Source organism: Pseudomonas sp. RGM2987, assembly GCF_022952855.1.
Classification (GTDB): Bacteria; Pseudomonadota; Gammaproteobacteria; order Pseudomonadales; family Pseudomonadaceae; genus Aquipseudomonas.
Genome location: NZ_JALJDX010000171.1, coordinates 25,520 through 38,244, shown reverse-complemented (window position 1 = coordinate 38,244; position 12,725 = coordinate 25,520). Strand labels below are relative to the sequence as shown.

Sequence of the window (12,725 nt, the reverse complement as noted above, 5' to 3'; positions counted from 1 at the left end):
ATCCTCCTGACACATCGCGTCTGATGGTTTGGGGCTGCTGCGCAGCCCAGCGGGAGCAAGCTCCCTCGCCACGATGATTTGGCCCGCCATAAATTGGTGAGCCGTCAGGCACTCAACCGCGCCGTCACTTCATTCAACTGCCTTGACAGACTGTGCAAATTCCCACTGGCTGCTTCGGTGCGCTGCACGTTATCCAAGTTGGTGCTGGCAATGCTGGTGATTTCGGTGAGGTTGCGCGAGATGTCTTCGGCCACTGAAGTCTGCTCTTCCGCAGCAGTGGCGATCTGGCGGTTCATGTCGCGGATCGCTTCGACGGACTCGGTGATGCGTTCAAGCATCGCGCCCGCCTGGGTCACCTGTTGCACACTTTCTTCGCTGCGCGTCTGACCGCTTTCGATGGCCTGGGCCGCGTCGACCGCACCGGTTTGCACGGTCTGGATGATCTGGTTGATCTCGATGATTGACGACGCCGTGCGCTGGGCCAAACTGCGCACTTCATCGGCGACCACGGCGAAACCGCGACCCGCCTCACCCGCTCGGGCCGCTTCGATGGCCGCGTTGAGTGCCAGCAGGTTGGTCTGTTCGGCAATCGCGCGAATCACTTCCAACACTTTGCCGATACGCCCGCTGTCGGTTTCCAGCTGACGGATCACCGTAGCGGTATTGGCGATTTCGCCGCGCATGCGGGTGATGGTGTGGATGGTCCCCTGCATGACCTTCTCGCCCTGTTGTGCCGATTGATCGGCATCGTCGGCGGCCCGTGCTGCATCAGCGGCGTGACGTGCCACTTCCTGGGCCGTGGCGGACATTTCATTCATCGCCGTTGCCACCTGGTCGGTGCGCTCGAACTGCTCGTTGGTGCCTTGGCTCATCAGGCTGGCGATGGCATTGAGTTCACCGCTGGCGCTGTCCAGATCCGTGGCGCTGCGTTGCAGGCGGGTAAAGGTTTCGGCGAGGAAATCACGCAGGGTGTTGGCGGCTACCGCCAGATTGCCCAACTCGTCCTGGCGATTGCTGCTGACCCGCTCGGCGAAACGCCCGCGGCTCAGTTGGGTGACGTATTCGATCAGGCTACGGATTGGCTGCACCAGGTTGCGGTTGACCAGCCACAGGCTGAACAAGCCGATCAACAAGCCTGACACCAGCATCACCGCGACGCCGAGCATGATCGTACGATCGGCCCCGGCGCTGATCAACACCGACTGGTCGCTGCCCAGTTTGTGCAGATCAACCACCAGTTCGCTCATCTGCTCACTGGTCGCACGGTCCATGCCCTTGACCGCCGAATCGCCCGCCGCTGCGTCACTACCCGCTGCCACAAAGGCGTCCCGCCCCTTCTGATAGGCCGAAGCCAACTGGCGGTGCTCATCGCGCAGACGCTCGATACGCGTCTTGATCTGGGCCGGGAGATCCTGGTGGCCGATCAGATCACTCAGAATGCCTTGGACATCACCCTGGCGTTCTTCGAACTGCTTCCAGTATTTTTCCCGTTCCGCCGGCTCCTTGCCCCGCAACAGAACGTTTTTCCACTCCTGGACCTGTGACTTGAATTGCAGGTTGGCCTCGTCGATTGCCTGGGAGGCGCGCAACGGCCCATCGATCAAGTTGCGATAGTTCTGTACGCCATCGGAAAGGAAATGAAACGACGCCAAGGCGATCAACAACATCGCCAGCAAACTCCCGCTCAGCAGAGCGAGAATCTGGGCTTTCAGGGATTTTTGCAGAAACATGGAGGAGGATCTCTACGAAGTGATGAAGCCGAGCCCCACGGACCGATAGGTCCAGACCTTCCATGTCGCGCGCAAACGACGTTGAACGTGAGTGCGGGGATATGTCTCGCCATCGGCCCGAGAGCCCCATTCTTGAGCGCCAGGGACGACCAACCATCGGGTCGTGAGCGCCCCGCAACGGCGAAACGAATGTTCGCCCTGACCTGTCTGGACAATCCCATCGGTCGGTGCGGCAGGATTTAAAAGTCTTTTTGTCATTTCTCCTGCTGTATCCTGCCCAGGCTTTTTTAAAAGCGCGGATCTACCAGATCTACCCACAGACCTTGCGAGGAGCGCGATATGCACGAGATCCCTAATCTCCCCTTCCCAAGCCTGCACGACACTGAGCAGACGACCACGCTACAAGCCGGGAGGCCAGCAGACGCCCAGCAACCCGAGCCCAAAGAAGCCACTGAACGCCGCCAGGCCGACAGCGAAGACTGATTCACCGCGTAACCAGACCGTGTGGAAAGCGCTAAGATGCGCTTTCCACACTGCCTGAATGTCGAGCCCCCGATGACCGACGACACCTCCCCTTTCAGCGAAGCCCAGGCCAGCGTACTGATCGGCACGGCCGAAAAAATGGTCGAGATCTGGACGCGCTTATCGCCTGAGAAACAAGCCGCCCTGCTGGCTCGTTTCGGCACCGAGGAAAACGCCCTCGCCGCGCTGGTTACCAGCCATCTGGTGAGCGGGCAAACCACCGACTGAGCCGCCGTTCGGCAAATAGTTTTACTTTTCCGCGCTCTGCCACCACGGTCGCCGTTATCATAAGCAGCCTATCTATTACCGCTGCTCCGTGGACCCTTTCCTCATGTCAGATTCCCAGCGCCCCCTGGCGGTCACGCTGCAAGTTGTCTCCATTGTTCTGTTCACCTTCATCGGCTACCTGAATGTCGGCATTCCCCTGGCCGTGCTGCCTGGGTATGTCCATGGCGAACTGGGGTTTGGCGCGGTCATCGCCGGGCTGGTGATCAGCGTCCAGTACCTCGCGACCCTGCTCAGCCGCCCTTATGCGGGCCGGATCATCGATAACCTGGGAAGCAAGCGTGCGGTCATGATCGGCCTCGCCGGCTGCGGCTTGAGCGGTGTGTTCATGTTGGTGTCCGCCTGGACGCCGAGCCTGCCGATGCTCAGCCTGACCAGCCTGTTCATCGGCCGCCTGGTGCTGGGCAGCGCGGAAAGCCTGGTCGGCTCGGGTTCCATCGGCTGGGGGATTGGCCGGGTCGGCGCGGCGAACACCGCCAAGGTGATTTCCTGGAACGGCATCGCCAGCTACGGCGCGCTGGCGATTGGAGCGCCGCTGGGGGTGTGGCTGGTCAATACCCTAGGGCTGTGGAGCATGGGGGTCAGCATCATCTTGCTGGCCGCGCTGGGCCTGGCGCTGGCCTGGCCGAAACTGGCCGCGCCGATCGTCGCCGGCGAACGCTTGCCGTTCATGCACGTGCTGGGACGCGTCCTGCCCCACGGCTGTGGCCTGGCCCTGGGCTCGATCGGTTTTGGCACCATCGCCACCTTCATCACCCTGTACTACGCCACCCAGCACTGGGAAAACGCGGTGCTGTGCCTGAGCCTGTTCGGCGCCAGCTTCATCGGCGCGCGGCTGCTGTTCGGCAACCTGATCAACCGCCTGGGCGGCTTTCGCGTGGCGATTGCCTGCCTGTCGGTGGAAGTGCTGGGCCTGTTGCTGTTGTGGCTGGCGCCCGATGCGCACTGGGCCTTGGCGGGCGCGGCGCTGAGCGGTTTCGGTTTTTCCCTGGTGTTCCCGGCCCTGGGCGTGGAGGCGGTCAACCTGGTGCCGGCGTCCAGCCGTGGCGCGGCGGTAGGGGCTTATTCGTTGTTCATCGACTTGTCGCTGGGGATCACCGGGCCATTGGCCGGTGCAATTGCGGCGGGCTTTGGTTTCGCGTCGATCTTCCTGTTCGCGGCCTTGGCGGCTTTGGGCGGGCTGATCCTGAGTGTCTATCTGTACCGACAGGCGCCAAGGCAGCGCCAGGCCCGGGAAATAAACTAGAAATCGACCTTGCCGCGCCCGGCCTTGATCGAACCACGCTTGGTCTTGGATTCCAGCCGGCGCTTCTTCGAGCCCAGCGTGGGCTTGGTCGGACGGCGTTTCTTCTCGACCTTGGTGGCGCTGAGGATCAGCTCGGTCAGTCGCTCCAGGGCATCGGCCCGGTTCTGTTCCTGGGTGCGGTATTGCTGGGCCTTGATGATCAACACGCCGTCGCTGGTGATGCGGCTGTCGCGCAGGGCCAGCAGGCGCTCCTTGTAGAATTCGGGCAGCGACGAGGCCGGGATGTCGAAGCGCAAGTGCACCGCGCTGGAGACTTTATTGACGTTCTGCCCGCCCGCACCTTGGGCGCGGATGGCCGTCAGCTCGATCTCGGCGTCGGGGATGTGCACAGTGTTGGAAATCGCCAGCATAAAAAGTGTTGTCCGGTGTCAGGCCCCACAGAATACCCCGAATCCCCAGAGCAACACTCTCCCCCTGTGGGAGCGGGCTTGCTCGCGAAGGCGTCGTTACATTCAATACCTCTATCGACTGACACACCGCTTTCGCGAGCAAGCCCGCTCCCACAGGGTTTGGCGTGGACCAGAAACACCAAACCCGGCATTCAGCCGGGTTTGGTGCAGGTCAACGATGCCTACTTGGCAGCCGCCGCCAACGTCATCCCATGCCGGGCGCTACGCTTGTTCTTGATCACGTAGCACACCCACATGAACACCACCCACACCGGGATCGCATAGACCGAAACCTGGATGCTGGGGATCAGCAGCATCACGCCCAGGATGAACACCACGAACGCCAGGCAGATGTAATTGCCGTACGGGTACCACAGCGCCTTGAACAGCGGCGTCTGGCGGGTCTGGTTCATGTGTTGGCGGAATTTGAAGTGCGAGTAGCTGATCATCGCCCAGTTGATCACCAGCGTCGCGACCACCAGCGACATCAACAGCTCCAGCGCGTGCTGCGGGATCAGGTAGTTCAGCAACACCGCGACGAGCGTGACCGCTGCCGAGGCGAGGATCGAGCGCACCGGCACGCCGCGCCTGTCGATCTTCGCCAGGGCCTTGGGCGCGTCGCCCTGTTCGGCCATGCCCAGCAGCATGCGGCTGTTGCAGTAGGTGCCGCTGTTGTACACCGACAACGCGGCGGTCAGCACCACGAAGTTGAGAATATGCGCCGCAGTGTTGCTGCCCAGCATCGAGAACACCTGCACGAACGGACTACCGCTGTAGGCATCGCCGGAAGCATTGAGCGTGGTCAGCAGGCTGTCCCAAGGGGTCAGGGACAACAGCACCACCAAGGCGCCGATGTAGAAAATCAGGATCCGGTAGATCACCTGGTTGATGGCCTTGGGGATCACGGTTTTCGGTTTGTCGGCCTCAGCGGCGGTGAAGCCGAGCATTTCCAGGCCACCGAAGGAGAACATGATGATCGCCATTGCCATCACCAGGCCGCTTACGCCATTAGGGAAAAACCCGCCGTGGGACCACAGGTTGGTCACCGACGCTTGCGGGCCGCCGTGACCGCTGACCAACAGGTAGCTGCCCAGGGCAATCATGCCGACAATCGCTACCACCTTGATGATCGCGAACCAGAATTCAGCCTCGCCGAAGACCTTCACATTAGCCAGGTTGATGGCGTTGATCAGGATGAAGAACCCCGCCGCCGAGACCCAGCTGGGGATGTCCGGCGCCCAGTAATGGATGTACTTGCCCACGGCCGTCAGCTCGGACATGCCCACCAGGATGTAGAGAATCCAGCAGTTCCAGCCCGACAGGAACCCGGCGAAACCGCCCCAGTACTTGTGGGCAAAATGACTGAAGGAACCGGCCACCGGCTCTTCGACGATCATTTCGCCCAACTGGCGCATGATCATGAAGGCAATGAAACCGCAGATGGCGTAGCCGAGGATCATCGACGGGCCGGCTGACTTGAGCACCCCCGCCGAGCCGAGGAACAGGCCGGTGCCAATCGCGCCGCCGAGGGCGATCAATTGAATGTGGCGATTTTTCAGGCCGCGTTTCAGCTCGCCTGAATGCGTATTTTCTACAACGGTCATGCGTCACCTATTTGTTTTTATCTGTGACGAAATCGAACCCGACACGCTCGTGGCGTGGCGGAGTGAACAAGGCGGATAACCTTGAAAATGCGTGGGTACGCGAAGGGTCACAGTAAAACGCGGCGCATTGTACACCGCTGCCCTGCTGCTACCAGACACCACCGGATCAGCGTCGCACCCCACATTTCAGGTCTGGCGGGCATCTGACCCTTCCCGGCGACCTGAAACAAGCACTGTGAAGGGACGCAAAGCGCGCCGAGCCAGTCCACCCGGCAGCTTTTTCTTACATTCTTTCCAGACGCCGAAACCCACCGGCTCGACAGACAAGAATCGTCAGGAATGCTTTACAACCCGTAACGCAGAGTTTCCATGTAGGAATTTTCTGTAATACGACTGCAAATTGACGGTAGCTAGCTACCTAATAAAAAAAACCCATAGCCGGCTGTTTTTGAATGAGTAATTTCGCCCTCTAAAATGGAATAAAAAGTTCAAATGAAAAAATAAAATTATTTTTTTGCATTCCAAAAATCCCTCGACTAGGTTTTCAGCGACTTGCCAAGGCATCGTGCCGACAAGTTTTGCGGGGCCGATTGCGGCCCGTTTCAATCGCCGCATCGACCCGCTTTTTTCCGTAAAAGTCATCTAGGAGATTCACTATGCAAACACTGGACAAAGACTTGGAAACCGAACTGCAGCTGGACGAATGGTTCGAAGCACCGACCCATGAAGCCGCCGTTGAAATGATGCAGGCCGACGCCGTCGTTCCGTTCGGCACGGCGATGTGGCCTCTGTAGGCATAATCCGGCGGAGGCGGTCCGGCCGGTCGACTCCGCCACTTTTTGCCCGCTGTCAGGGAAGTTGAATCATTCGTCAGGGAAGAATAAGCATGGACACACAACGAGCCATCTCACATTTCCTTTACTACCTCGAACACCACCCCGCCCTGGCCGGCATCCAGCCCGCCAAGGTGTTGCTCGGCCACACCGCCGGGTACGAAGCGCTGACCGGGGCCATCGCCGAACAGGCTGGCAGCGGCTCGCCCTTCCGGTTCAGTGCCATGCGCCTGGACCTTGAACCCACGGAGCGCTTGTCTCGGGCGATTGCCGACAGCGACCTGTACATTTTCTTCTACGACTCTTCCACCCTGCCCAACCCACGCCCTGATGGCCCGGACTTTGTCCGCGCACTGCAGGGCGTAATGGCGGACAACTGGAAAAAATCACTGCTGTTCAAGGACTACGGCGATTACTTCTATGACACCTTCAGCGTCATTCCCCAGCGCATCGCGGGGCTCAACAGCCACCTGATCCAGCGAATGTCCCAGGCGACGACCTTGAGTTTCCAGGATGATCATGGCTCGTATTTCGACACCACCCTGGACAGCGTGAAGAAGTGGACCGACATCAACGGCGTCGGCAACTATGACCTGGCGCCCGGTGAGATCGCGACCCACAGCGACACCATCAATGGCCGGGTTAAATTCGTCGGCACGTTCCTCAGCACCATTCCGTTTGCGCGCAAATACGGCGTGCTGCAATCGCCGCTGGAGCTGTGGATCGAAAACTCCACCATCCAGAAAATCGCCACCGACGTGCCGGGCCTGGAACACGATTTCAACAAATACCTGGAGGCCAACCCGTCCAACCGGCGTATCGAGGAACTGGGCATTGGCACCAACGAAGGGGTCAAGAGCCTGTATGCGCGCAACGCCGGTTTCGAAGAGCGCCATTGCGGCCTGCACCTGGGGCTTGGAGGTGGGGCCAAGGGCAGTCATCACCTGGATCTGATTTTCGAGAGTGGTGTGCTGGCGCTGGATGATGAGGCGATGTTTGATGGGCGGTTTGTGTTTTAAGAGCAACGTTGAGCGGCAAGCTTCAAGCGAGGGGGTGGTCTGGAGGACAGTGGTTGGGGCTGCTGGCCCCTTCGCGAGCAAGCCCGCTCCCACACTGAGGCCGCGCCGGACACAAATGCTTCATTTATTGAAGATCAACTGTGGGAGCGGGCTTGCTCGCGAAAGCGGTCTCGTCTGCGCCGCAGCACTTAAGTCGAACCAAAAAAAACGCCAACCCAACGGTTGGCGTTTTTTCTTGAAGCTCGCCGCTAGCAGTTCAAAGCTGCCTTACTCCGGCTTACGCCGCCCAAACCCTGGACGCTGCCCCGAACCGGCCGGTGCGCCACGGCGCTTGCCCGAGGGCGCGTCGCGATCGACCAGGACGATGCCCGGGCGCTTCTTCGGTGCCGGCTTGGCCGGACGTTTGGTGTCGGCTGGGCGATCGGCCACTGGCGTACCACGGCCAGCGGGCGCACCGCGACCTTCGCCACGTTCAGTCCGACCGTTGGCCGGGCGCGGGCTACGTGGTCCGCGTTCGCCGTCCGGGCGAGCTGCCGGCTTGCGCGCCGGGCGTTCACCTTCGATCTGCGGCTCACGGGAAGGACGTGGGCCAGTCGCGGCACCCTCGGCAGCCGGACGCAGCGTACGTACGCGCTCAGTCTTGCCCATCGGACGCGAGGACTTGCGCTGCATCCGCTCCAGCTTGTCCTTGCTCTTGGCAGTCATCTGCGGCATTGCTACCGGCGCCAGGCCCACTTCGGCTGCCAGGATGTCGACTTCCTGCTGGCTCATTTCGCGCCAGCGACCCATCGGCAGGTCGGAGTTGAGGAACACCGGGCCGAAACGCACACGCTTCAGGCGGCTGACCACCAGGCCCTGGGATTCCCACAAGCGGCGAACTTCACGGTTACGGCCTTCCATAACCACGCAGTGGTACCAGTGGTTGAAACCTTCGCCACCGGGTGCCTGCTTGATGTCGGTGAAACGCGCCGGGCCATCTTCCAGCACGACGCCGGCCTTCAGGCGCTCGATCATTTCGTCATCGACTTCGCCACGTACACGCACGGCGTATTCGCGGTCCATCTCGTAGGACGGATGCATCAGACGGTTGGCCAGCTCACCATCGGTGGTGAACATCAAGAGACCGGTGGTGTTGATGTCGAGGCGACCGATGTTGATCCAGCGGCCCTCTTTGGGACGCGGCATTTTGTCGAACACCGTTGGACGACCTTCCGGGTCGTCACGGGTGCAGATCTCGCCGTCGGGCTTGTTGTACATGATCACGCGGCGCACCGTTTCAGCGGCTTCTTCGCGCTTGATCACCTTGCCATCGATGGTGATGGCGTCATGCATATCGACGCGCAGGCCCAAGGTGGCGTCTTTGCCGTTGACCTTGATGCGGCCCTGGGTGATCCAGGTTTCCACGTCACGGCGCGAACCGACGCCGATGCGGGCAAGGACTTTTTGCAGTTTCTCGCCGGCTGGGCCGATTTCCTGGCTATCGTTCTGGTCTAGGTCTTTCATTCTGGGCACCTCCCGGTGTGATCGGGTCAGGCGTGGCCTGACGCGTTGGAAACAGGTCTTCGGCGAAGGGATCGCCAAAGGGTCGCGAATCATACGCCCGTTGAGGCGTTTGCGCATCAGAGACTAGCTGATCAATGTAGCCTCGGCGGGTTTTCCGCCGATCGGCGGTCCGCCGCCCCTGCATTCCCCTGTGGTGCCAGATGGATCAATCATCAAACTGGCGACGTTCGTTCTCGATCGCTTCGGCCAACGCCCGGGCCTCGGCTTCTTCATCGCTCAATTCAGGCTCGGGTATGGGCGGCTCAAGAGCAGCAACGGCAGCCAGCAGTTTCTCCCGGGCTTCGGCAACACCAAGGATGTCCTCTTCGGGTTCGGGTTCCGCCTCGACCGCAGGTTCAACCTCACTGTCAGGCATCTCGTCTTCGGTACGCATGTCGTCACGCAGCAAATCGTCGAAGTCGGTCTTGAGGCCTTCCTCCATGGTGTCCAGTTCCAGCAACAACGAGTGGAAACTGGTTTCCTCCTTGGGCTCTTCCGGTTCGGCGCTGGCGTCGGCCAGTTCCTGCAAGCCCTGGGGCACCGGTGCGTCGTCGAATTCGAGCATCGGCTCGGGTTCCAGCTCACGCAACTCGGCCAGTGGCGGCAGGTCATCCAGGTTCTTCAGGTTGAAGTGATCGAGAAACGCCTTGGTGGTGGCAAACATCGCCGGTTTTCCTGGTACGTCGCGATAGCCGACGACACGGATCCATTCACGCTCCAGCAACGTCTTGACGATATGGCTGTTGACCGCCACGCCGCGTACGTCCTCGATTTCGCCCCGGGTAATCGGCTGGCGATAGGCAATCAGCGCCAGGGTTTCGAGCATCGCCCGGGAATAGCGCTGCGGCCGCTCCTCCCACAGCCGGCCGACCCAGGGGGCGAACTTCTCGCGGATCTGCAGGCGATAACCGGAGGCCACTTCCTTGAGCTCAAACGCCCGCCCCTCGCAGGATTTGCCCAAAAGCGTCAGGGCTTTCTTGAACACGGCCGGCTCAGGCCGCTCGCCTTCTTCGAAGAGTTCGAACAGCCGCTCCATCGATTGCGGCTTTCCCGACGCCAACAGGAAAGCTTCAAGCAACGGCGCCAGCTCGCGGGGTTCAGTCAGATTCATTGATTTGCTCGTTATTCGGCTCGTGCCCGCACGTGGATCGCTGCGAACGGCTCATTCTGTACCAGCTCGACCAAGGATTCCTTGACCAATTCCAACACCGCCATGAACGTCACCACCACCCCCAACCGGCCTTCCTCGGCGGTGAACAGCTCGACGAAGGGCACAAAGCCGCCGCCCTTGAGCCGTTCCAGCACATCACTCATGCGCTCGCGGGTGGACAGCGCTTCGCGGCTGACCTGATGACTTTCAAACATATCGCCCCGGCGCAACACCTCGGCCATGGACACCAGTAACTCTTCCAGACTCACGTCAGGCAACAATTTGCGCGCCCGCGCCTCGGGGGCATCGAGCTTGGGCACCACCACGTCGCGCCCGACCCGGCTGAGGCCGTCGATGCCTTCGGCGGCCCCCTTGAAGCGCTCGTACTCCTGCAAGCGGCGGATCAGCTCGGCGCGCGGATCGTCCTCTTCTTCCTCGACCGTCGCCGAACGCGGGAGCAGCATCCGCGACTTGATCTCGGCGAGCATGGCCGCCATTACCAGGTATTCGGCCGCCAGCTCCAGGCGCACCGACTGCATCAGCTCGACATAGCCCATGTATTGGCGAGTGATCTCCGCCACCGGGATGTCGAGGATGTTGATGTTCTGTTTACGGATCAGGTACAGCAAAAGGTCCAGGGGGCCCTCGAAGGCTTCGAGGAACACTTCCAGTGCATCCGGCGGAATGTACAGGTCCAGGGGCATTTCCATGACCGCCTGGCCATAGACCATGGCGAACGGCAGCTCCTGTTGCGCGCCGGCCTGGGGATCGGCATGTTCCACCGCTGCTTCCACGGCGGACATTCAGGCCTCGGCCATGAACGGCGCCGGATCGCCGCAACCGACCCGCACCACCTGCGGCTCGCCGTCGGCCAGATTGATCACGGTGGAGGCTTTCATACCGCCGAAACCACCGTCGATGATCAGCTCGACCTGATGTTCCAGCAACTGCCGAATCTCATACGGGTCGGTCATCGGCTCCGTGTCGCCGGGCATGATCAGCGTCACACTCATCAGCGGCTCGCCCAGCTCCGCCAGCAGCGCCAGGGCGATGGGATGGCTTGGCACCCGCAGGCCGATGGTGCGCTTTTTCGGGTGCAGCAACAGACGCGGGACTTCCCGCGTGGCGTTGAGGATAAAGGTGTACGGTCCCGGCAGATGAGCTTTGAGCAGGCGGAAGGTGCCGGTGTCGATCTTGGCGAACAGGCCAAGCTGCGACAGGTCGCTGCAGATCAGCGCAAAGTTGTGCTTGTCATCGAGCTGACGCAGACGACGTACCCGCTCAACGGCGTTCTTGTCACCGATCTGGCAGCCGATGGCGTAGGCGGAGTCGGTCGGATAGACCACCACGCCACCGCTACGGATGATCTCGACCGCCTGCTTGATCAGGCGCGCTTGCGGGTTTTCCGGATGAATCTGGAAAAATTGACTCACGTGTTCTACCTGTTCAGACGGCGGCGGTAACGGGATCATGTTTGAATCTACACCATAGTGGTGGCAGATCTTCCGGCAACGGGCGATATTCGCCAATCTCGGACCAGCCTCCAGGGCCATGGAAATCACTGCCGGCGGTCACCAGCAGGCCGAACTCTCGGGCCAGAATCGCCAGGCTGCCGACCTGCTCGGCCGGCTGATGGCCGTTGACCACCTCGATGGCGTGGCCCCCTGCTTGAATATAGTCGGCGACCAGCCGGCGGCGCTTGCTGCGGGTGAAATCATAGTGCCAAGGATGCGCCAGGCTGACCCAGGCACCGGCGGCCCGCAGGGTCTCGACGGTCTCTTCCAGGGTCGGCCAGTGCTGCTTGACGTCTCCCAGCTTGCCGGCCCCCAGCCATTTACGGAACGCCTCGGCGCGATCCTTGACGAAGCCCTCGCGCACCATCCAGTCGGCGAAGTGCGGCCGGGCCGGGGCGTTGCCACTGTCGCCCAGTTCCTGCTGGATCTGCCGGGCGCCCTCCAATGCACCAGGCATGCCCTTGAGCGCCAGTTTGCGGCTGATTTCTTCGGAGCGTAGCCAGCGGCCGTCGCGCAGCTGCGCAATGGCCTGGACCAGCGAGGGCGCACTCACATCGAAACCATAGCCCAGCACGTGAATGGTCGCCCCGCCCCAGGTACAGGAAAGCTCGACCCCGTTGACCAGTTGCATGCCCAAGGCAGTGGCGGCGCTACGGGCTTCGTCGAGGCCTTCGAGGGTGTCGTGGTCGGTCAGGGCCAGGACTCGCACGCCGTGCTCGAACGCTCGCGCCACCAGAACTGCTGGCGCCAGGGCGCCATCGGAGGCCGTGCTATGGCAGTGCAAATCGACATTCACGAGAGTTTGTTACCTCAAATCAGCTGGCCCTATCG

General features: G+C 61.2%; 13 protein-coding genes. 5 read left to right on the top strand and 8 right to left on the bottom strand.

Translation table 11 applies throughout. The features are described 5' to 3' along the window. Positions 1–104: 104 nt before the first annotated feature. Positions 105–1,730 (bottom strand): methyl-accepting chemotaxis protein, encoded by a 1,626-nt coding sequence (locus RGM2987_RS09235; protein WP_245140029.1) that lies wholly within the window; start codon positions 1,728–1,730, stop codon positions 105–107. A 339-nt stretch (positions 1,731–2,069) separates the two neighbouring features. On the opposite strand from RGM2987_RS09235, the gene RGM2987_RS09230 reads away from it, so the two are divergent. The 3 genes from RGM2987_RS09230 to RGM2987_RS09220 all read left to right on the top strand — a co-directional run bounded on the left by RGM2987_RS09230 (position 2,070) and on the right by RGM2987_RS09220 (position 3,783). After that, positions 2,070–2,213, top strand: coding sequence for a hypothetical protein (locus tag RGM2987_RS09230; protein WP_245140026.1), 144 nt, complete (start codon positions 2,070–2,072; stop codon positions 2,211–2,213). 36 nt (positions 2,214–2,249) lie between these two features. After that, positions 2,250–2,480 carry a hypothetical protein gene (locus RGM2987_RS09225; protein ID WP_245140024.1) on the top strand — a complete coding sequence of 77 codons (231 nt, stop codon included), beginning with the start codon at positions 2,250–2,252 and terminating at the stop codon, positions 2,478–2,480. A gap of 103 nt (positions 2,481–2,583) precedes the next feature. Further along, entirely contained in the window at positions 2,584–3,783 is a 1,200-nt protein-coding gene (locus RGM2987_RS09220) for an MFS transporter (protein WP_245140021.1), read from the top strand. Here the strand turns inward: RGM2987_RS09220 and arfB are convergent. Then, positions 3,780–4,193, bottom strand: coding sequence for an alternative ribosome rescue aminoacyl-tRNA hydrolase ArfB (gene arfB / locus RGM2987_RS09215; RefSeq protein WP_013694088.1), 414 nt, complete (start codon positions 4,191–4,193; stop codon positions 3,780–3,782). The two genes, RGM2987_RS09220 and arfB, sit on opposite strands and share 4 nt — an antisense overlap. Positions 4,194–4,414: 221 nt before the next feature. After that, positions 4,415–5,836, bottom strand: coding sequence for an amino acid permease (locus RGM2987_RS09210; protein ID WP_245140018.1), 1,422 nt, complete (start codon positions 5,834–5,836; stop codon positions 4,415–4,417). 656 nt (positions 5,837–6,492) lie between these two features. Here RGM2987_RS09210 and RGM2987_RS09205 point away from each other — a divergent pair. Beyond that, on the top strand, positions 6,493–6,630 hold the full coding sequence (locus RGM2987_RS09205; RefSeq protein WP_042729498.1) for a hypothetical protein: 138 nt from the start codon (positions 6,493–6,495) through the stop codon (positions 6,628–6,630). Between the two features lie 92 nt (positions 6,631–6,722). Further along, positions 6,723–7,688 carry a leucyl aminopeptidase gene (locus tag RGM2987_RS09200; protein ID WP_245140013.1) on the top strand — a complete coding sequence of 322 codons (966 nt, stop codon included), beginning with the start codon at positions 6,723–6,725 and terminating at the stop codon, positions 7,686–7,688. A gap of 267 nt (positions 7,689–7,955) precedes the next feature. Here the strand turns inward: RGM2987_RS09200 and rluB are convergent, their stop codons facing one another. From rluB to RGM2987_RS09175, 5 genes are all read right to left on the bottom strand, one after another. Continuing rightward, on the bottom strand, positions 7,956–9,191 hold the full coding sequence (gene rluB / locus RGM2987_RS09195) for a 23S rRNA pseudouridine(2605) synthase RluB (protein WP_245140011.1): 1,236 nt from the start codon (positions 9,189–9,191) through the stop codon (positions 7,956–7,958). Between the two features lie 205 nt (positions 9,192–9,396). Next, positions 9,397–10,341 (bottom strand): SMC-Scp complex subunit ScpB, encoded by a 945-nt coding sequence (gene scpB, locus RGM2987_RS09190; RefSeq protein WP_245140009.1) that lies wholly within the window; start codon positions 10,339–10,341, stop codon positions 9,397–9,399. A gap of 11 nt (positions 10,342–10,352) precedes the next feature. After that, a complete protein-coding gene (locus tag RGM2987_RS09185; RefSeq protein ID WP_245140031.1) occupies positions 10,353–11,051 on the bottom strand; it encodes a ScpA family protein in 699 nt (232 codons plus the stop codon). Between the two features lie 132 nt (positions 11,052–11,183). Then, entirely contained in the window at positions 11,184–11,813 is a 630-nt protein-coding gene (locus tag RGM2987_RS09180) for an L-threonylcarbamoyladenylate synthase (RefSeq protein WP_245140006.1), read from the bottom strand. 13 nt (positions 11,814–11,826) lie between these two features. Then, on the bottom strand, positions 11,827–12,690 hold the full coding sequence (locus tag RGM2987_RS09175; RefSeq protein ID WP_245140003.1) for a PHP domain-containing protein: 864 nt from the start codon (positions 12,688–12,690) through the stop codon (positions 11,827–11,829). Positions 12,691–12,725: the final 35 nt, after the last annotated feature.